Raw genomic sequence first — 21458 nt, forward strand, 5'->3', positions numbered from 1 at the left:
GGCGACGGCGCGGTAAATTTCCCGCGCGAGTAAACGTTCTAGCTCTGATAACGCTGTTTCCTAAGGTAGACAATGACGATCTCTCGACGTGGGTTCATCGCAGGCCTGGCGCTGACTGGTGCCGCCTTGCCGGCGGCCTTATATGCCCATCGCGAGTGGACGCGTGAAGAATTCCCCATCACCCCCGGCGAAGCCACGGTGGATCTTGCCGATACCGCCGGCCAGCACCTGGCGAACACATTGCGCGGGGTGTGGAACCTGCGCCTTGAAGGCCGCGATGCCGGCCTCAAGGGTTTGCCCGCGCAGGGCCTGGCGTTGCTGCTCGATGTCGCGCCGCGTGGGCGTGGCCTGCGTGGTTATCTCGACACGGCCGAGCACCTGCGCGGCGATGGCGAACCCCGTTATCGCGTGTTGGGTGACTTGCTCACGGGCGAGGGCACCGAGCTCTATTGGCGGCTGATCGACCGTGATGCAGCCGACGGCGCGCCGGCCTATGAATTCAGCATGACCGTCGATGAAGTCTGGGGCGTCTTCGGCAACGCCGGCAGCGGCACCCTCAGCGGGCGGATCCTCGACCTCGACCGCCCCCTGGCGCTGACCGCGCCGGAGAATCGCTTTGTTGCCCACAAACAGCCGTTTCCCGAAGCCCGCCAACGCATCGGTCTCAACCCTTCGCTGCTGGCCTGGCTGATTTCCCCCGAGCACCGCCTGTTCCACCAACTGTGGCACGCCACGCGCGACCAATGGCACAAGCTCTCCGAGGAAAAACGCGACGCGTTGCGTGGCATCGGCTGGCAGCCCGGCCCACGGGGCAAGGAGCGCGACGCGCGGGGCAAGCTCAAGGATCGCAACGGCTCGGGCATCGACTTCTTCTTCATGCATCGGCATATGCTCGGCACCGCACGTGCGATGCAAGACTTGCCGTCGTGGTCCGCCTTCCCCGAACCGCAACCGGCCCTGGAACGTGATCGCCTGGGCTTCCTGCGCTACTTCGACAACCATGACGGCTTTGCCCTGCCACCCACTTGGCTGGCGCCGGACGACGGCGACTACACCCAATGGGTCAGCGATATCAAAGCCGCCGAGACCTACCACAGCAACTTCCAGGTCTGGGAATCCCAATACCGCGACCCGCGATACCTGGCCAAATTGACCCTGGGCCAGCTCGGCTCCGAAATGGAACTGGGCCTGCACGACTGGCTGCACATGCGCTGGGCCTCGGTGCCCCGCGACCCCTCCAACGGCGCCCCCGTGCCCTTCGCCCGCGACCCGGCAGACTTTGCCGCGCGTTGGTATGCACCCGAAAACGACTTTCTTGGCGATCCGTTTTCCTCCCACGTCAACCCGGTGTTCTGGCACTTCCATGGCTGGATCGACGACCGCATCGAAGACTGGTTCCGCGCCCATGAGCGCTTCCATCCCGGCCAGGTCAGCCGCCTGGAGGTCAACGGCGTGGCTTGGTTCGCGCCGGGGCGGTGGGTTGAAGTCGGCGACCCGTGGCTGGGCCCGGATACCCATGGCTGCAGCACCACGCCAGGCTTGCAGAGGGGGCGTTCGATGGAGATGGACCCAGAGATCATGAAGCTCGCCCTGCGAATTACGTTTGCTGCGCAAGACGAAGCGCTGCAGGGTTTGTTCAAACGGGTGCCGAAGCGGCCATGGTATGCGCGGCATTTGAAGGTCAAGGCGCGCGAGGTGTAGGCGTTTTTTGCTGGAGTTCAATGTTTATGATGTAAAGCTGAGACGGAGATGGTTTATCTTCTGGTCGGCACGTGGGTGTTTTTTATAGGTTTTAGTACTATAAACAATGGAGGATATTGAAAGAAATTTATATGGGTTTGTATATTTCTACTGATCTTTTATTGGGCGCCGGCGCAGTTAAGAAATATCCGACAGCTGGATCCCTGTCTGTGGTTTAAATCTTCAATAATCTTTGCAAGAAAGATAATCTTTGTGCTTTGTGGGAAATATCCCTGATGCGCAATGGAAAGTTCCCGTCCGTGATCCGGGGGCTGGTAAGTTCCGGCAGTGATACTTCATTCTAGTGAGCAAGCGGACGCCATGTGCCATGTAGCGCTTTGGTTTCCGGAAAGGGAATTTAAGTTGATTGGATTCCGGTTTTAATTTCCATCTGACCGCAGATCAATGCTGTTGGATAACTCACGGAATGAAACGATGACGCTAAGCAGCTTTCAAAATGAAGTGCCCAAGGCCAGGGTTAATATCAAGCTCGACCTGCATACCGGTGGTGCGCAGAAAAAGGTTGAGTTACCTTTGAAACTGATGGTGCTGGGTGACTACAGTAACGGTAAAGAACAGCGTCCGCTCTCCGAGCGCGGCAAGGTTGATATCAATAAGAACAACTTTGACAGCGTCCTGGGCGAGTTCTCGCCGGGTCTGAAGCTGGCTGTCGACAACACCTTGGACGACGATGCGTCCGACACCGCTGTCGAACTGAGTTTCCGGTGCATGAAGGACTTCGAGCCTGAGCAGGTCGCACGGCAGATTCCACAACTGCGTGCGTTATTGGCGATGCGCAACCTGTTGCGTGATCTCAAATCGAATCTGCTGGACAACGTGACCTTCCGCCATGAGTTGGAGCGCATCCTCAAGGATGACGCGCTCAGTGACGAACTGCGCGCTGAGTTGGCTGCCTTGGCGCCTGAAGAAGAGCGTTAATTCATAGCGGTAATTTAAAAGGGAAGTTAAATCATGTCCTTAGAACATTCCAACGTGCAAGTGCGCGGCGCTACAGTGTTGTCTGAAGAGTCTGCGGGTGTTTATGCTGCGCTGTTTAACAAGATCAATTTAAGTCCTGTTGCTGAATTGGTCGGTATTGATATCTTCCAGAACTCGGATGCGCTGTCCGAGGTGTCCGCCGATGAGCGGGTGACGGCAGCGGTCAGTGTGTTTTTAAAGTTGCTTAAGCAATCGCCGCAAAAAATCGAGCGTTTGGATAAAGTCCTGTTGGATGAGCATATTGCTTCGTTGGACCGGCAGATTGGCCGTCAACTCGATGCGGTCATGCACCATCCGGACTTCCAGCGCGTCGAGTCAACCTGGCGCGGTGTGAAATCGCTGATTGATCAGACGGATTTCCGTCAGAACGTTCGCATAGAACTATTGGATGTCAGCAAGAACCACCTGGTGCAAGACTTCGAGGACGCGCCTGAAATTGCCCAGAGCGGCTTGTACCTGCATACCTACACGCAGGAGTACGACACCCCGGGGGGCGAGCCGATTGCGGCGGCTATTTCAAACTACGAATTCGATCGCAGGCCTCAGGACATCGCGCTGCTGCGCAATATTTCCAAAGTCGCCGCCGCCGCCCACATGCCGTTTGTGGGGGCTGTAGGCCCAGCGTTCTTCGGCAAGGAAACCATGGAGGAGGTGGCCGCGATCAAGGACATCGGCAACTATTTTGATCGTGCCGAATACATCAAGTGGAAGTCATTCCGTGACAGTGACGACGCGCGTTACATCGGCCTGACCATGCCGCGGGTCCTGGGGCGCTTGCCCTACGGGCCCGACACCGTTCCTGTGCGCAGCTTCAATTACGTCGAGAATGTCAAAGGGCCGGATCACCACAAGTACCTGTGGACCAACGCATCGTTTGCCTTTGCCGCGAACATGGTCAAAAGCTTCATCAGCAACGGTTGGTGCGTGCAGATACGTGGGCCGCAGTCGGGTGGTGCGGTCACTGAACTGCCTATCCATTTGTATGACTTGGGCACCGGCAATCAGGTCAAGATTCCTTCCGAAGTGATGATTCCGGAAACCCGTGAGTTCGAGTTCGCCAACCTCGGTTTCATTCCGCTCTCGTACTACAAGAACCGCGACTATGCGTGTTTCTTCTCGGCCAACTCCGCGCAAAAGCCGGCGCTGTACGACACGGCCGACGCCACCGCGAACAGTCGAATCAACGCACGTCTGCCTTACATTTTTCTGCTGTCACGCATTGCTCACTATCTGAAGCTGATCCAGCGCGAAAACATTGGCACCACCAAGGACCGGCGTTTGCTGGAGCTGGAGTTGAACAAGTGGATCGGCGGGCTGGTCACCGAGATGACTGATCCGGGCGATGACTTGCAGGCCTCACACCCGCTGCGGGAGGCGAAGGTCACGGTGGAAGACATCGAGGACAACCCCGGTTTCTTCCGCGTCAAGTTGTATGCCGTGCCGCACTTCCAGGTCGAGGGTATGGACGTGAACTTGTCACTGGTTTCGCAGATGCCCAAGGCCAAAGCCTGATTCAGTCGTAGGGAAACGATGCCATGAATATCGATCGCCCTCTGTGGGCCGCCGGGGCGTTGCTGTCGCCGCAACAATTCCAGCAACAGGCGCGCTGGGAGGCTTGGACCAACGAACAACTCGCGCACCTGGCCCTGGCGCACCCCTGGGGTGTCCAGGCGGTAGGGTTCGACCTGGATGCATTACGGCTGGGTAAGCTCAAGGCGACTCAGTTGCGGGTCCGCATGCCCGATGGCACCTGGATCGACACCGAGCAGGTCGACCGCCTGCCTCCGGCCTTGGAGCTGGCGCAGTTGCTGGCCGACGAAGATCAGGACGCGTTATTGCACTTGGCCTTGCCCCTGGAACAGGCGAATGGCGACAACTGCCTGTTCGACGGTGGCAGGGCCGATCGGCCCACACGCTATCGCCAGTCTTGGCGCGACGTACAGGATATGTATGCCGATGAGGTGCAGTCGATAGGCGTGCTGGAGCATGCACTGAGCCTGCGCCTGCAGCGCGACGATAATGCGGACTACATGACGTGTCCGCTCGCGCGCCTGGTGCGCGACGGGCAGGGCGCCTGGAGCCTCGACCCGGGCTATGTGCCGCCGTTGCTGAGCTTCGCCGCGCACCCGGGGTTGCTGAACCAGCTGGACAACCTGTTGACGCAATTGTCCGCCAAGCGGCAACGGCTCATGGGCATGCGGCGGGAAAGCAATCAGCGCATGGCCGACTTTGCCGTCGCCGACGTGTCGCTGTTCTGGCTGCTCAATGCCTTGAATACCTACCAGCCGGTATTGGCCGATCTTCGGGAGTTTCCCGCGCGCCACCCCGAGCAGGTCTACCAGCAACTGATCAAGCTCGCCGGTGGCCTGCTCACGTTTTCGCTGGAACACGACGTAGACAAAATCCCCGCTTATCGGCACACCTCGTTGGAGGCGGTATTCCCGCCGCTGATGCACACCCTGTCGCTGTTGTTGGAGGCCAGTCTGCCGTCGCGGGTCATTGCTTTGAGCCTGGAGGTGCAGGGGGCCAATCGTTGGCAAGTCACGCTGAATGACCCGCGCTTGCGCGAGCGTGAGGGGGCCGATTTCTATCTGTCGGTGCGCAGTCGGCTACCGGCGGCGCAGGTGCAGGACCAGTTCCCGCGCCTGTGCAAGATCGGTACGCCGGATGAGGTCGATTATCTGATCAACGCGGCGCTCGACGGGGTGCCGTTGCAGTCCCTCAGCCATGTGCCGGCGGCGATTCCATTGCGCCTGGAAAATCAGTACTTCGCCCTGGACCTCGGGCATTCCAAGGGGCAGGCGGTGCTGGACGAAGGGGTCTGTGCTTTCTACGTTCCCAGCAGCTTGGTCGACGTCAAGCTGGAACTGTTTGCGGTGCTGCGCTCATGAAACCGACGCCTTCCAACGAGCAAGCCGCAGCAGCGGTGGATATCGACGCGCTGTTACAGGACACCTACCTATTGGTGGTCGAGTTGCGCCAGGGCGCCTCGGTGCAACCTGGCCGGGAGTTGGGCCAGCTTTGTATCGAACAGGTTGAGCAAGCTCGGCAGCACCTTGAACGGGCGAGCCTGAGTCAGCGCAACATCGACCACATCAGTCATGCTCAATGCGCGCTACTCGACGAAACGGTGCTGACCTGCGCCGACGCAGATGCCCGCGCCGCCTGGGCCAGCGAACCGTTGCAGGCCAAGTTCTTCAATCGTCATCAGGCCGGTGAGTTTCTGTACGAGGCCATGCGTGACGTGTTGAGCGAACCCGCGCCGGACCGGCATGTGTTGACGGTATTTCAGCGCGTATTGATGTTGGGTTTTCGCGGGCGCTATCGTGATTTGAGCGACCCCGGACGCGAGCAACTATTGGCTGCTCTCAACGCACAGGTGGCGCCGTTCAAGGTCAGCCAACACATGCCGACGCAGGTGGTCGGTGGCGAACTCAGCGCGGGTTTTGGCTGGCTGCGCTCGCCCTTGATTCATCTGCTGACAGTGGCCCTGTTGCTGGTTGCGACGTGGTGGGGATTGGATCATCTGCTGAGCGATGCGATTGCCTCGCTCTTGCCTGATCAGGGGTAAGTGCGGATGACCTTCAATCTGCATCGCATCCTTTACCTGTGGGCCGGTGTCCTCGTCCTCGCGTTGCTGCTCATCATTCCGCTGGCGATGTGGGCGCGTGTGCTCGGCGTGCTGATCGCGGTGTGCTGTGTGACATGGGCCTGGGTATCGCTGCGCCTGCGCGCCGAGCGGCAGCGTGGGTCGGTGAGGTTGGCCGAGGGCGTGGTGCTGCCCGCTGCGGGGTTTCGTCAGCCGGTGGTGCTGGTCTGCGGTGATGGCCTGGATGGGCTGTTCGGCGGGGTTGCCGCCGGGCAGTTGGCCCTGCGGGTGACCGAGCAAGGGTGCTACGTGCGCGTACCGAGCCTTGAGCAACTGCCGGCTATCACCGATCACCTTCTGGCCTTGCGTCCTGGCTGGGCCGGGCAACTGGGCGTGATGTTCAGCGTCAGCCCCGGCGCGCACAGTGATGGGGCGGTACTCGCCGGTCAGATGCGCGCCTTCAGTCATCAACTGGCCTTGGCCCGCAAACGCGGGGTTGCGCTGCCGCTGTTGCTGGTGAGCTACCTGCAAACCCTGCAGGACGAGGCACCCTGGTTCTGTTGGGGCAGCGGGCAGGCCGAGGTCCGTGTGTGTGATGCGGGTGCTTGCGTCAGCCTGGATGACTGGCAACAGCAACCCGCTGACTCGCTCAGGCAGGCCGCTCGGATGCACGCCAGCATTCAACTGAACAGCGCTGTGGCCTGGCTTCACGAAGCGGTACTGCCGCACCTTGTCATGCGTAGCGCTTCTGGCCTGGTGGCGATCTGCGCAGTTACGTGGGGGCCGGCATTGGCGCATGCCGTGAAGGGGAACCTGTGGCAGCAATGGTTACGCAGCAAAGTGGCGCTGGCGGATCACAGGGCGGTTGTGGCCGATGCTGTGTTGCCGTTCCCGGACCCTTTGCTCAACCTGCTGCCGCTCGGCCCGCTGCGTTCCCCGGTGCAACGCGCGAGCGTTGTTGCGCTGTGGTTGTTCGCTGTCGCCGGTGTTGTCGCACTTGCCAGTTCGGCGTGGCAGAACGCCCTGTTGCTGCGCCAAGTCAGTGATGACCTGCGACGTTATTCGGCGATCCCGCAACCGACCCAGCGTAATCAGCGCGAGTTTCTTTGGCGTGAAAGTGCCGTGGGCGTGCTGCGCCAGGACGCCCAGCGTCTGGACGCGTACTACCGGCACGGTGCGCCCCCGGCATTCGGCCTGGGCCTGTATCGCGGCGAACGCCTGCGCGCTGCGCTGCTGGCGGTACTGGCTGCTCACGTTGAGCCGCCACCGGCCGCATCGCCTGCGCGGGCTGCCAGCCCGGTGCGGTTGGACAGCCTGTCGCTGTTCGCCAGCGGCAGTGCCCAGCTTAAGGCGGATTCAGCCAAGATCCTGATCAATGCGCTGGTCGATATCAAGGCCCAGCCCGGCTGGCTGATCGTGATCTCGGGGCATACCGATGCCACTGGCGACCCCGAGAACAACCTTCGACTGTCCCGCGCCCGCGCCGCTGCCGTGCATGACTGGATGCAACGCATGGGCGGCATTCCCGACAGCTGCTTTGCCGTGCAGGGTTTCGGCGCCAGCCAGCCGATTGCCGGTAACGACACCGAGGCGGGGCGTGCAGCCAACCGCCGCGTTGATATCCGTCTGGTACCTGAGGCGGGGGCCTGCGCGCTTCCCGTTGCAAGTCCGGACAGGCAACCCCCGGTCGCATTCCGCGACATTTAAATCTACGAGAAAAAGGAGCTTCACATGGCAATTCCCGTTTACCTCTGGCTGCAAGACGACGGCGGCGCAACTATCAAGGGTTCGGTGAACGTGCAACAACGCGAGGGCAGCATCGAGGTGGTTGCCCAGGATCACAGTCTGTACATCCCCACCGACAACAACACCGGGAAATTGACCGGTACGCGGGTTCATACCCCGTTTCTGTTTTCCAAGGAAATCGATGCCTCCAGCCCCTATCTCTACAAGGCGGTCACCACCGGGCAAACCCTCAAGAGTGCCGAGTTCAAGTGGTACCGCATCGATGATGCGGGGCAGGAGGTCGAGTACTTCATCACCAAACTCGAAGAGGTCAAGGTCGTGAAAGTCGCGCCGAAAATGCACGACGTCAAAGACCCCAGCAAAGAGAAGCACAACCACCTCGAGCAGGTGGAGTTGCGTTACGAGAAGGTCACCTGGACCTACAAGGACGGCAACATCATCCACTCCGATTCGTGGAATGAACGCCAAAGCGCTTGATACGCCCGGAGCAGCAGGTGGGTCTTTGCCTGCTGGCTCCCGGTGTGCTGGGTTGAGCGTCCGTTCGCGGGCGTTCAGCCAAACACATCGAGTTTCCGGCCCGCGACTGGCGTTAACGATCGCGTACCACCATCACCGAACAAGGATGTAGCCGTATGGCCCAGAATTCCACGCGCTTGCTTCGTCGTCTCAACCCTTACTGCGCCCAGGCGTTGAGTGCAGCGGCCACGCTGTGCCAAAGCCGTGCCCACGCGCAGATCACCGTCGAACACTGGCTACTCAAGTTGCTGGGGCAAGGTGAAGGCGACCTGACCGTGATCGCACGTCGCTATGAGTGGAATATGGAGACGTTGTGGTATGGCTTGCTGGAGCACATCGATCGTCTGCCGCGTAGCGTGCAGAGCAAGCCGCAGCTGTCGGCGCCATTGCAGCAACTGATCAAAAATGCCTGGTTGCGTGCCTCATTGGACGAGCACAACGACAGCCTGCGTTCCGTACATCTGCTGAGCGCGTTGATGGAGACGCCCAACCTGCTGGCGTGCGAAGCCGTATGGCCTTTGCTCAGTCTCAGTGAGGCGCAGTTGCAGCGGCTGCAGGTGCTGCTGGACCAAACCTCCGAAGAGCGCCGCGCGGTGCAGACGTCAGTGATCGCGGTGCCTTCAAGTGAACTCGCCATACTCCCGCCCAGCGTGTCGAAAGACGATGCGTTAGCGGCGCTGCTGGACAGGTTCACCCAGGACCTGACCGCCAAGGCCGCGCAAGGGAAGATCGACCCGGTGTTCGGCCGCGATGATGAAATCCGTCAGGTCATTGACATCCTCAGCCGTCGGCGCAAAAACAATCCGATCCTGGTGGGCGAGCCTGGTGTCGGCAAAACGGCGCTGGTCGAAGGCCTGGCGTTGAGCATTGCCCAAGGCAAGGTGCCGGACAGTCTCAAAACAGTCAGTGTGCGTACCCTTGACCTGGGATTGTTGCAAGCCGGCGCTGGCGTCAAGGGCGAGTTCGAACAACGCCTGAAAAACGTGATCGACGCCGTACAGCAGTGCGAACAACCGGTGCTGTTGTTTATCGATGAGGCCCATACCCTGGTCGGGGCCGGCAACCAGGCCGGCGGCGCCGATGCGGCCAACCTGCTCAAGCCCGCTCTGGCCCGTGGCGAGTTGCGCACCATCGCCGCGACCACCTGGAGTGAATACAAGCAGTATTTCGAGCGTGATGCCGCTTTGGAAAGACGCTTTCAAATGGTCAAGGTCGAGGAACCGGACGACGCGAACGCTTGCCTGATGTTACGCGGGCTCAAGGCGCGCTACGCCAGCCATCACGGTGTGCATATCCAGGATGCGGCAGTGCAGGCGGCGGTCAGCCTGTCGAGGCGCTACCTGACGGGGCGCCAGTTGCCGGACAAAGCCGTCGACCTGCTGGACACCGCCAGCGCCCGGGTGTGCATGAGCCTGGACTGCGAACCGCAGGCGTTGCGCCGTCTGAGTGCCCTGCAAGTGGCCCTGGAACTGGAGGGCCAAGCGCTGGAGCAGGATCAGCGGCTTGGCGGCCACAGCGTGGATGAGCGTCTGGCGACGATTGCCGCGCAACACGCCGATCTGCAACGTCAGCACGCCGATCTGGAACAGCAATACCGCCAAGAACTCGATCTGGCCCAACAACTGATTGCTGCGCGCCAGGCGCAGCCACCGCAGCGGGATACCTGTGCACAGTTGCAACGGCAGTTGAGTGACATTCAAGGCAGCCAGCCACTGCTGTCTTTGGACGTCGACGCACGTAGCGTGGCGCAAGTCATCGCCGACTGGACCGGCGTGCCGCTGGGCAGCTTACTCAAGGACGAGCAGGCCAATCTGCTGCTGCTCGAACAGCAATTGCAAGCGCGCGTGATCGGCCAGGCTCCGGCCTTGAGTGCCTTGGCTCAGCGCCTGCGTGCGGCCAAAACCGGGCTCACCGATGAGAAGGCGCCGTTGGGCGTGTTCCTGCTGGTCGGCACCAGCGGCGTAGGCAAGACCGAAACGGCGCTGGCCTTGGCCGACAGCCTGTTCGGTGGCGAAAAATCACTGATCACCCTCAACTTTTCCGAGTACCAGGAAGCCCACACAGTCAGTCAACTCAAAGGCTCGCCACCCGGCTACGTCGGCTACGGCCGGGGCGGTGTATTGACCGAAGCCGTGCGCCAGCGGCCCTACAGCGTTGTGTTGCTCGACGAGGTGGAAAAGGCGCATCGCGATGTGCTTAACCTGTTCTACCAAGTCTTCGATCGTGGGTTTATGCGCGATGGCGAAGGGCGCGAGATCGACTTCCGTAACACGGTCATTCTGATGACCTCCAACCTCGGCAGCGATCTACTGCACACCAGCGTGCAGGAACACCCGGAGATACCGGACAGCGTGCTGCATGAACGACTGCGTCCGATCCTGCGCGAACACTTTCAGCCAGCGTTGCTGGCGCGCTTTCAAACCCTGATCTATCGCCCGCTGCGAGCCGACGCACTCAAATGCATTGTTGCGATCAAGCTGGCCCAGGTCGCCAAGCGCCTGCAGCGTCATTACGGCCTGGATTGCCGGATTGACGACACCCTGAACGACGCCTTGGTTGCTGCCTGCCTGCTACCGGATTCAGGTGCACGCAACATCGACAGCTTGCTTAACGAGCAGATCCTGCCGGTCCTCAGTCAACACCTGTTGGCGCGTCGAGCGGCGCAACTGCGCACCCACGGCGTGAGCTTGGGCTATAGCGAGGATGAAGGGATCAGTCTGCATTTCAGCGATGTTCAAGACACGGCGCAGGCCGTCGCCCTGGAGGTGTGAACGTGCTGAGCGGATTGCAGGCTTTCTTCGACCACAGCCGGCACACCCTGAGTGTGCGCAACATCGAAGCCCGTCTCGACGTGTTGGCCTTTGAAGGCCATGAACACCTGAGCCAACCCTTCACCTATCGCGTGGAATTCACCAGCACCGAACGTGACCTCGCCGCCGAAACCCTGCTTGGCCAGGACGCCCGTTTCAGCCTGCACGCCGCCCCGCAAAAACCACCGGCCTCAGGCTTCAGCGCGCCCGCGGTCAAACCGCTGCGCACCTTGCACGGTGTGGTCACCGGCTTCAAGCGTCAGTCCGGCTCGAACGACCAGGCCCGTTATGAAATCACTCTGCAGCCGCGCCTGGCCCTGCTCGGCCAAGGCAGACAATTTCGCATCTACCAGCATCAATCCGTGCCGCAGATCGTCGAAAGCATCCTGCGCAGCCGCCACGACTTTGAAGGCCAGGACTTTCTGTTCAGCCTGAAACGCGACTACCCCAGGCGCGAGCAGGTCATGCAATACGGCGAGAGCGACCTGGCCTTCATCGACCGTCTGCTCGCCGACGTCGGCATCTGGTACCGCTTCACCAGCGACGAACGCCTGGGTATCGATGTGGTCGAGTTCTGCGACGATCAGCGCCTCTACCAGTTCGACATCGCGCTGCCGTATCGCCCGCAATCCGGGTTGGGCAGCAGCGGGCAGGACGCGGTGTGGCACCTGCAATCGAACCACCAGGTGGTCGAACAACAGGTGCATATCCGCGCCTACCACCCCCGCGACGCCGGCGCCCACCTGAGCGGCGAGATCGACCAGAGCCGCGGCGCCAGTGGCACCTACGGCGAGGCCTACCACTACGCCGAGCCCTACACGACCCTCGGCGACCGGCTGGATCAGGACGAAGACCTGCTCAGTGAAAGCGGCTACTTCTACGCACGCCTGCGCCACGAGCGTTACCTCAACGCCCAGACCCAACTCAGCGGCATCACCAGCAGCGCCACGTTAGCGCCGGGGCAGGTGCTGCACATCACCGGCGGCGCGCCCGAAGCCTTCACACCGGGCGCGGTGATCACCGGCCTGACCACCACCGCCGCCCGCGATAGCAGCTTGGTCGCGACCTTCCAGGCCATACCCTATTCAGACACCGTGTGCTTTCGCCCCGCACTGCAGCCCAAACCCCAAATCGCCGGCACCGTCCCGGCCCGCGTCACCAGCCCACAGGCCAACGACCCCTACGGCCACATCGACCTCGAAGGGCGCTACAAGGTCAACTTCCTGTTCGACCGCGACACCTGGAAACCCGGCGAAGAAAGCCTATGGCTACGCCTGGCCCGCCCCTACGCCGGAGATACCCACGGCCTGCATCTGCCCTTGATTGCAGGGACCGAAGTGGCGATTGCGTTCGAGCAGGGCGACCCGGACCGGCCCTACATCGCGCACGCGTTGCACGATAGCCAGCATGTCGATCATGTGACCTTGCGTAACTACAAACGCAACGTGCTGCGTACCCCGGCGAACAACAAGCTGCGGATGGATGACACGCGGGGGCGGGAGCATATCAAGGTCAGTACTGAGTATGGAGGTAAGAGCCAACTGAACCTGGGGCATTTGGTGGATGCCGCGAAACAAAAGCGTGGGGAAGGGTTTGAGTTGCGCACGGATAGTTGGGGCGCGATTCGTGGGGGGAAAGGTTTGTTTATCAGTGCGGATGACCAAGGCCAAGCTCGGGGTGAACAACTCGACATGGTGGCTGCCATTGAGCAACTGAAAAGTGCGCTATCGCTGGCGCGCTCTCTGGCGCAGGCAGCTCGTAGTGCTGGAGTGCAGCCTAGCGATATTGAGAGCCAACTGGATTTGGTTCAGTCACTCATAGGGTTGGCGCAATCGGGATTACTGCTGCATGCCCCGGCGGGTATCGGCGTAATGAGTCCTAAAGCCGTGTGTCTGTCTTCCGGAGGAGAGAGCGTGGGTATCATCGCCGCGCACAACGCCGACATCAGCGCCGGACACGATATCACCGCAGCCGCCGAGGGTGGCGTCAGCGTGCTTGCGCAAAGTGCTGACCTGCAATTCAAGGCGGCCCAAGGCAAAGTTGAACTGCACGCTCAAGGCAGTTACCTCCATGCTTTGGCAAAGACCGACGTTAAGATCGAAAGCCTGGAAGGTCGTATAGAAATCAACGCCCCGCAAGAACTGGTGCTCAACTGTGGCGGTGCCTATATCCGTTTAAAGGGCGGTGATATAGAGCTAGGGGCGCCAGGCAATATTTATCTAAAAGCTAACCATGTGCAAAAGTTTGGCAGCGCCAGCCTCAATACACCGGCGTCACTGTTGCCGGCGGGTTACTCCGGCGGCTATACCTTGAAAGACGACACGGAGACACCACTGCCATTTAGTCGCTACCGGATAACCACCCAACAAGGTGAGGTATTCAATGGAGTGACCGATAAGCATGGGCAGACGATGAGCGTTCATACCTTATTGCCCGGAGACCTGAAAATTGAATTACCAGAATCAGTAACACGCTATGACGAACAGCTTCGCTTGATCGGGCCTGATGGCGAGCTTGTAAGTAACTTTAAATATTCGGTCACTCTGGCAGACGGACATGTATTTGAGGGAGTGACAGGTGCGCAGGGTTTTACCCAGCGCTTCGAAACTCAGGAGCCGACACGGATCACGCAAATAGAACTTTTTCTTACGGAGGATTTCGGGGCTTTCTGCTGCGCTGCGCAAAGCATTAAAACCCCAATGGTCATTGATCTTACGTCAAGTGATGTATCAACTAACGAGGTAGCAATAGGTAGCTCGATAAAGGAGGTTTCTCTACCTAGAGGCAAGAAGCGCTCTTTGACGCTTGGGGAAATTGCCATGGCAGGAACAATCTTTAAGGATGCTATTGATTACACAAAAGTTGAGGTGCATCACGCTGGGTGGTGGGGGTTCGTGGGGCGGCAGAATACGGCTGCAACTCCTAACGGTAATATGTATTACCCTTCAAGTACTGGGTACTATAGGAATGATTTTTCCGCTACTGATGATGATCGAGATAAAGCGCTATTTATACATGAGATGACCCATGTATGGCAGTACCAGTTGGGTTATCCGGTAAAGCGAATGGGGTTGGTGGTTACAAGTCGTGGCGCACCTGCTTATCGCTATGCTCTGACAGAACAGAGCGTCTTGTCGGACTACAACATGGAGCAGCAAGGTGAAATCATCTCGGATTACTATTTGATTTGTGTGGTGGGTAATCCGCACGGTGTGTGGAATGAGCGCAACTTCACCAAAAGTCCAGCGCTTCTTGCGTCGACACTCGAGTCGTTTCTTAAAAAACCAGCCGACAAAAAACATCTTCCAAGTTGAAAAGGAGGGTCGTATGAAATTTGCACTGTTTTTAACGCTCAGCTTGCCATGGTTAGTAGTCGAAAGTGTTTACGCTGCATCATATGGCCGCAGAGAGGCTGGGGATGTGGTTTCGGTTAATGGTAAACCGGCTATTTGCGTGCCTAGCAATGCTAAGGGCGTCTTTGCAGTGAGCCGCGTATCATTAACAGAAAGCTATACACGAAACCCTCCTACTTGGGGGGCGTCCCTTTTGCCGGGATTTAAACCATTGGAGCTGAGTCCAGGTGCCTGTATCGTTTTAGGCACCGTGCCTGAGGGGTACGAGTACGACAACTACAAAATCAAAGCCCGCCCTCTGCTGCTTGAAGTTAATCAAACTTATATATTCAGTCTGCGTAATGCATATCGCTCTACTGATAGTTACGACGCCGTCTTCTGTGTCAATAAAACCGCGACCGGAGTCATGGAATATCTTCAGTACATCCGGCTGGCCGATGGAAGCCAGATCATTCCTTCGTGCGGTGGCAACCGTAACACTGATCCATCGAGTCAGGATGGCACAGGAGATGTTGATAAATGAATGATTCCTTGCACCGCACGGATACGCTCAATTCGCGCAAGGAGTTTACTGGCGGTAAACAGAAACAGCATTGGATTGAATTCCAGTTGGTGGACGAGCAGGGGGCCCCCCTGGCGAATATGCCTTATCAGGCGATCAACGACGCCATCCGACAGAGGTGCTTCCCCGAATGCTCCGGGCTCAGCGATGCTCAGGGCGTGATTCGTATCGAGGGGCTGCACCCCATCCCCATCACCCTGAAGGTGCAGGCCGATCCTTTTGCCGAGTTGCTGCTAACCCGTCGCTTGCGTGCCCTGCGTGCCGAACCGCATCGGCCTGTAATCGGCAACTGCACCCCATTGTATGGCCCGCAGCGTTCGGGTTTCTCGCCCGTCGAGAAGCAGGCACTCGCGGCAGGTCACCGCTACCACTACCTGCGTATCGGTCAGTTATGCGACCGATTACCGACCCTTGATCCGCCTTTGGAGGACCCGAAGCGGCCTCCGGCCTTTCACTTCCCGGACACAGCATTCAGCGGTTTCACCGTTGAGTACGAAGCGCTGAATCACCGCCACGTGTTGGAAGTTTGCCCCTTCCGCGCCTGGTCGTTGGTGCTGCATCACCAACCCGAATACAGCATGGCCAATGCCTATAACCTTGGGCTGATGGCTAACCTGTCCTACAGCATTGTCGCCCAGAACATCTTGAAGCAACGACCGGGCACCGATCCCAGTACCGTCTCAGGCTCGGTGGAGGAGTTCTTTTTACGTCAGTGCCTGGACCTGTCGCGCACGCCGGTGATGATTGACTCTGGAGGGACGCGTCTGCCAGCACTGGTGGTAGACGTCCCCTTCAACCAACGCTACACCACGGCGGTTATGCTGGATTCGCTGGAGGCCAAGCGACCGTCGGGTGCCTCCGAGATTCCGCGGCTCATCATCGAAAACACCCAGTTGTTCTATTGCATCAACCAGACACAAGTGGTTGTGGCCTGGCGCGGGACACAGGAACCCAAGGACTGGCTGACGGATGTGCTGTACCGCCCGATGCCGGCCGATGGCAGCGGCTGTGACTTGAAGTCTGCGTGTACGCCTTTGACTGATGTCGGCAGTGTGCATTATGGGTTTTTGCATGCGTTTGAGGTGGCTAAGAGGTTGTTTCCTAAGCGCTTTGATGACATTCAAAAAGCGGTAGTTGAACAAAAGTTATTTATTTGCGGCCATAGCTTGGGTGGTGCCCTGGCTCTAATCCACTCTGCCGAGCTTATAGATCGCAGCCCTCTACTCTATACCTATGGTATGCCTCGCACCTTTACGGCCAAGGCACTGGAGCGCCTGAAAACGGTGACCCACTTTCGCCATGTCAACGACGCCGACACCATCACCAGCGTGCCACCCGAGGCGGAATTGGATAACTGGCTTTACGATGCCCTGGGGCCGCTGGGCCACGACCTGGGCTACATATGGTCCGTGGGTGAACTGGTGGCCGGCAAACTGGTGCGCTTTGGCGACCCCTACTGGCATCACGGCCAAATCGCCATGTTCTACCGTGCCGACCAGCATGTGGAGTCACGGGCCTCAAATAACCCCGCCGAGCGGAGTAGAGAAGGCCTGGGCGCGCCTTACCACACCACCATTCTTAAGCGTTTGCCACACCGAACCCGCCTCTATCTGGTGCCCAGTCTGAACGATGAGTTCAGCCGCTTCGCCCGTGAAGAGCAGAAGACCCTCATTCGCTCGATGAGCCGGGAAAGTCTGACTCGGTTCTTTCCGTCACACACCAATCCTGAACGCAGCACTCTCCGCAGTGACCCGATGGATCACTCGATGGTCGCTGCCTACTTACCCTTCTTGCACAACCAGTTGCTGGAGTTGAGCGATCCCGACCGGCCACTGGAGCGCAAGGCGCAACGGGCGAAGTTCGAGACGCAGATGCATGGGGTGGGCGTCCCCGAAGCGGAAAAACACCGCAACGAGCAGTTCCTTGCCTTGCAGAAGTTGTTACCCATGGCCTTGCGCATGACTCAAGACCTGGAAGGCGGTCCTGAAGCCCTGCAGCGCTTCTGCCGCGAGCGCGAATTTGGCGTGATGATCGAGATCACCCAGGCCTGAATCTACGCATCCGGGGCGCAACAGCCCACCCAACACACTAGCCATAAGGGAAGACATAAAACCATGAACATTCTGATCCACCCTGCGCAGGGGCCAGTGCAACACGTGAACTATCACGTAGTCGAGGAAATTGGGGGGGACAGCCAACCCATTCCCTCCCGTTACCCAGATGCGATAACCGTCGAGTTTCCCGACGCACTGCCAGCGATCACGGAGGAACACAGCCTATGAATGCTCGCCTAAGCCCCATGAGCGGCGCTTTGTTGCTGTTGCTCAGCCTAAACGGTTGCGCCCAGAACCAGACCTTGGCACCGCCACCGGGTGGAGAGCAGGTCAGCATCGTGGTGAAGGTCCCGCAGAACCTCGCGGCGGAACCCATGCAGGTGATGTACCGCTCGGAAAAATGCTCGATCAAACGCTCCGGGCCAGACTGGACCACTTATGAAGAGGATGGTTACTTATCCACTATGGTTCAACCGCAACAGCAGGGGCAGAGCGACCTGTATGAGGCCAAGTTGCCCATCAATGGTGGTAGCCGATGCCAGTGGCAACTGAGCAATGTGACTTTTGGCGTTACCTACGCCAATACAACGCACTTTGGCGAGAATGTTAAAGCGGGCCCAGGGGGCGGGGTGATCGTGATGTTCGATCAGCATCTGCCACAACAACGTTCTGCTTTTGGGCCGACGATAGAAGTCAGTGGCGACTTGCTGATCCGTAAGGATTACTACCCTTGGGTAAACGAACAGTTTCTGGGCCGACATGAAAAGCTCGCTTGGATAGTCGGACAGGGTGAAATGTATTCGTATTATCGAGCTCCAACGACGCGAAAGGTGGTTTTCGAGCCTCTGCTACATGCTGACTACGTCGTTTATTCGGTAGGGCCGAAGGTGAAAAAAGAGGGTAATCGCAACATCTTCACCTATTCTGACGGCAGTGTTGTGGTTGGTGGCAGTGACCCAAACTTCAAGAAGCTGCAATCCATTCGTCTGGGGCAATCACAATGACAGCGCTATGGATGGGACATGCCTCCGTGCATATGCAGCGCGTCACCCAAACAAGCGCTGCTTTGTTGTTGCTGCTCAACCTCAGCGGTTGCGCCCAGAACCAGACCTTGGCACCGCCACCGGGTGGAGAGCAGGTCAGCATCGTGGTGAAGGTCCCGCAGAACCTCGCGGCGGAACCCATGCAGGTGATGTACCGCTCGGAGAAATGCCCGATCAAACGCTCCGGGCCAGACTGGACCACTTATGAAGAGGATGGTTACTTATCCACTATGGTTCAACCGCAACAGCAGGGGCAGAGCGACCTGTATGAGGCCAAGTTGCCCATCAATGGTGGTAGCCGATGCCAGTGGCAACTGAGCAATGTGACTTTTGGCGTTACCTACGCCAATACAACGCACTTTGGCGAGAATGTTAAAGCGGGCCCTGGGGGCGGGGTGATCGTGATGTTCGATCAGCATCTGCCACAACGACGTTCTGCTTTTCAGCCGACGATAGAAGTCAGCGGCGATCTGCTGATCAGGAAGGACTACTACCCCAGGGTTAGCGAACACTTCCTTGGCGGACACGAAAAACTCGCTAGGTTATTCGGCGAGGGTGAGATTTATTTGTATTACCGCGCCAAAAATGCCCGGCAGGTGGTGTTCGAGCCCGTGCTGCATGCCGACTACGTGCTTTATTCAGTGGGGCCGAAGGTGAAAAAGGAGGGTAACTATACCCGCTACACCTACCCCGATGGCAGCGTGGTGGCTGATGGTCGTGACCCAAGCTTCAAGAAGCTGCAATCCATTCGCCTGACTGCGGAGAAGGTTCGATGAATCGCATGTTTCCTTCTGTTCAGGCCTTACCGTTAACTCTTAATGTTTTATTCCGGATGTCGGATGACGTGAGTCTTAGATAAAACCTAGTCATGTATTTGTATTGGGTGGTTGCGATGATTTATTTGAATTTAATTGCGGGTGCTGGCCAGTCTCGCTTTAAAAATATTGCCGAGGTTAGTCTGGGCTGTGGTTGTGTGAAGCGCTTAAAGTTCGGGGTTTTAGGACTTTTTGCCGGACTGCATTCGGGCTGTGCGGCGATAGGGGCGGCAGTTATGAATGGCCCGGCTTGCCCTTATCAAGGCGTTCAGCTGGATTTTCATGCGGCGACTGATTGGACACTGATCAAGGGGAGTAATGGACTGATTATTCCGTTAGCTATTATCGACTTACCTTTTTCTTTTGTTCTCGACACGTTGACTCTTGGGAATGCATTAGATGCTGACAGCGGTGAGCTGAATTGTCCGCGAAAGTTTACGTAGCGCTTGGGCGCTGGCCAGCTAAAAGGTCGTGCGTTTTTGGGGGGGGTAGTTTTTATTGGTCGAGATCATTTCTCTAACGAATGTTCTGATCGTTTTTATGGAAGCCTGTTTTTCAATGGGCGAGTTTTGGATTGTTTTATTTATGTCCCAGGGATTTGTTTTATTGGGTGATAAAACCACCCACGGTGGAGAAGTGATATCAGCTTCATCCACGATGATCGTAAATGGCAAGCGAGTAGCACTGGTCGGAGACGAGGTTCGTTGCCCGCTGCTGGGGCATGGCGTCAACCGGATTGTCGATGGCTGCCCGGACTGGTCTGAGGGGGATCGGGCGATGGTGATCAACGGCTGCCGCTGCGAGTGCGATTGCCAGGTGATTTCCAGCGCTCTCGATTGCGGGGTGGGTTAGTCATGGGCTGGGATCGTCAGGCACCTCATGTAGTGGAAGCTCCAAAACCGCCTGTGCCGGGTCGTTGGCTATTGGCTGCACTCATAGCGGTACTGGTCTGCGTGCTGCTGTTTTTGCTGCATACCTCCGAACGGATGCCGTTACTGAGTACGCTCAACATTTGGGCATTGTCCGCTTCGCCATTGGTGGTCTGGATCCTGGCGTTCGCTGCGCGTGCCTATGCCTATGGGACTGCGTTGAGCCATTGCCAGTTTCTGGAGGAGGAGGCGCAAAGTGTGCAGCGTTCCTGGCAGGCTTGGGCGCAGCGCTACTTGGCAGTGTCTGCCAGTTGTGTGCTGCTGCCTGATCAGGTGTCTGCGAGTGTATTAACTCAGGGTTCCTTTGATTTGCTTCCCCGCACAGGGCAAGCGCGGCGTATTGCGGCTTTGCCTGTAGGGCCGGAACGTACTCAAGCCGGACTGCAGATGTTGATTCAGGCATTGGTGCCGGCACTGCATGCGTTGCCGACGGGGCGGGAACTCCGGGTCACCCTGCTGAGCGATGCCGATCCCCGCGAATACGAAGCCTTGCGCGATACCTGGCAGCAGAGCTTGGTCATCACGATGAGGCTGCCGCTACCCGTAACGGTCACATTGATTAGCGAATTGTCGTACCGGTGGATCGATGAAACGTTGAAGGCCGCCACCGCAGTCATCGACTTGATCCTGGTGCTTCAGGTTCACGGTGAAGACTCTTACTCCGACGGGCTTGCCGCCTTGCTGCTATGCCCGGACAGCCTGGCAATCGCCTTGGAGCTACCGATCACCGCTGGTTTGTTGCGGCCAATGCCATTGGATATCGATGTACTGGACAGCGAATTACCGTTGTTTCTGCAAACCCAAGTGAGCGCTTGCCGGGCAACCGGCATGTTGGCCGACGCCGCCGACTGGCAGCCACTGACCGGAAAAATGCTTGCTGTAGCAGGCGCCCATGGTGCTTCGCTCAACGTGGAGCAGCGGTGGATTCAGGAAAGTCTGTGCGGGCTATCTGGCCCGTTCGGTCACTGGCTAGTAGCTGCGCTGTGTGTGGAAATTGTCCGGCATCAGCGCGAGCCTTTGTTGGTATTGGCACGAGAAGAATCGCAGCACTGGATGAGCACTGTTGTCACGGGAGAGTTGGCATGAAAGTTTGGAGTAATTCATGGCGCCGTGCGGGGGCAGCAGTTTGGGTCATTATGCTGGTAGCCGCTCTGGGCTGGGTGATCTGGCGTTTTGGCGATCAGATCGGGCTAGCTGAGAATCACCACAAACTGTTGGTTTTTCTACTGATCATCGCCATCGCAATGGGCGGTGTTCTGGCACCACGGTGGTTAGCGCATCTCAAACGTCAAAACCACCGCG

16 protein-coding genes are annotated in these 21458 nt (G+C 58.5%); all 16 read left to right on the plus strand.

Annotation, left to right across the window (positions count from 1 at the left end; all coding sequences use genetic code 11):
• Window positions 1-72: 72 nt before the first annotated feature.
• The 16 genes from pvdP (at window position 73) to JN756_RS13685 (ending at window position 21242) form a co-directional block, all read left to right on the plus strand.
• On the plus strand, window positions 73-1701 hold the full coding sequence (gene pvdP, locus JN756_RS13610; protein WP_128192656.1) for a pyoverdine maturation tyrosinase PvdP: 1629 nt from the start codon (window positions 73-75) through the stop codon (window positions 1699-1701).
• Window positions 1702-2175: 474 nt separating this feature from the next.
• The gene (gene tssB / locus JN756_RS13615; protein ID WP_046383738.1) at window positions 2176-2679 is read left to right on the plus strand and encodes a type VI secretion system contractile sheath small subunit; all 504 of its coding nucleotides are present in this window, start codon (window positions 2176-2178) and stop codon (window positions 2677-2679) included.
• 33 nt (window positions 2680-2712) lie between these two features.
• Entirely contained in the window at window positions 2713-4251 is a 1539-nt protein-coding gene (gene tssC / locus JN756_RS13620; protein ID WP_201022172.1) for a type VI secretion system contractile sheath large subunit, read from the plus strand.
• Window positions 4252-4274: 23 nt separating this feature from the next.
• Window positions 4275-5630 (plus strand): type VI secretion system baseplate subunit TssK, encoded by a 1356-nt coding sequence (tssK, locus tag JN756_RS13625; protein WP_057004772.1) that lies wholly within the window; start codon window positions 4275-4277, stop codon window positions 5628-5630.
• Complete coding sequence (gene tssL, locus JN756_RS13630) at window positions 5627-6310, plus strand: type VI secretion system protein TssL, short form (protein WP_169882172.1); 684 nt, start codon at window positions 5627-5629, stop codon at window positions 6308-6310. The genes tssK and tssL overlap by 4 nt, the downstream gene beginning before the upstream one ends.
• Before the next feature lie 6 nt (window positions 6311-6316).
• Window positions 6317-8035, plus strand: coding sequence for an OmpA family protein (locus JN756_RS13635; RefSeq protein WP_201022173.1), 1719 nt, complete (start codon window positions 6317-6319; stop codon window positions 8033-8035).
• Between the two features lie 24 nt (window positions 8036-8059).
• Complete coding sequence (locus JN756_RS13640; RefSeq protein WP_046383733.1) at window positions 8060-8551, plus strand: Hcp family type VI secretion system effector; 492 nt, start codon at window positions 8060-8062, stop codon at window positions 8549-8551.
• 155 nt (window positions 8552-8706) lie between these two features.
• Window positions 8707-11361 carry a type VI secretion system ATPase TssH gene (tssH, locus tag JN756_RS13645; protein WP_128192661.1) on the plus strand — a complete coding sequence of 885 codons (2655 nt, stop codon included), beginning with the start codon at window positions 8707-8709 and terminating at the stop codon, window positions 11359-11361.
• Between the two features lie 2 nt (window positions 11362-11363).
• On the plus strand, window positions 11364-14714 hold the full coding sequence (locus JN756_RS13650; RefSeq protein ID WP_502941142.1) for a type VI secretion system Vgr family protein: 3351 nt from the start codon (window positions 11364-11366) through the stop codon (window positions 14712-14714).
• A gap of 13 nt (window positions 14715-14727) precedes the next feature.
• Window positions 14728-15276: a hypothetical protein gene (locus JN756_RS13655; protein ID WP_126589741.1), complete on the plus strand. Its 549-nt coding sequence runs from the start codon at window positions 14728-14730 to the stop codon at window positions 15274-15276.
• On the plus strand, window positions 15273-17366 hold the full coding sequence (locus JN756_RS13660; protein ID WP_201021144.1) for a lipase family protein: 2094 nt from the start codon (window positions 15273-15275) through the stop codon (window positions 17364-17366). The genes JN756_RS13655 and JN756_RS13660 overlap by 4 nt, the downstream gene beginning before the upstream one ends.
• Before the next feature lie 227 nt (window positions 17367-17593).
• The gene (locus JN756_RS13665; RefSeq protein ID WP_250690883.1) at window positions 17594-18373 is read left to right on the plus strand and encodes a hypothetical protein; all 780 of its coding nucleotides are present in this window, start codon (window positions 17594-17596) and stop codon (window positions 18371-18373) included.
• Window positions 18374-18405: 32 nt separating this feature from the next.
• Window positions 18406-19188, plus strand: a complete 783-nt coding sequence (locus JN756_RS13670) for a hypothetical protein (protein WP_232566607.1) — start codon at window positions 18406-18408, stop codon at window positions 19186-19188.
• 116 nt (window positions 19189-19304) lie between these two features.
• Window positions 19305-19670, plus strand: a complete 366-nt coding sequence (locus JN756_RS13675; protein ID WP_158243629.1) for a YceK/YidQ family lipoprotein — start codon at window positions 19305-19307, stop codon at window positions 19668-19670.
• A 55-nt stretch (window positions 19671-19725) separates the two neighbouring features.
• On the plus strand, window positions 19726-20079 hold the full coding sequence (locus tag JN756_RS13680; RefSeq protein ID WP_232566534.1) for a PAAR domain-containing protein: 354 nt from the start codon (window positions 19726-19728) through the stop codon (window positions 20077-20079).
• 2 nt (window positions 20080-20081) lie between these two features.
• Complete coding sequence (locus JN756_RS13685; protein WP_186352259.1) at window positions 20082-21242, plus strand: KPHS_23130 family T6SS system protein; 1161 nt, start codon at window positions 20082-20084, stop codon at window positions 21240-21242.
• Window positions 21243-21458: the final 216 nt, after the last annotated feature.

Origin of the sequence: Pseudomonas sp. Y39-6, from assembly GCF_023651955.1 — a bacterium.
Classification (GTDB): Bacteria; Pseudomonadota; Gammaproteobacteria; order Pseudomonadales; family Pseudomonadaceae; genus Aquipseudomonas; species Aquipseudomonas veronii.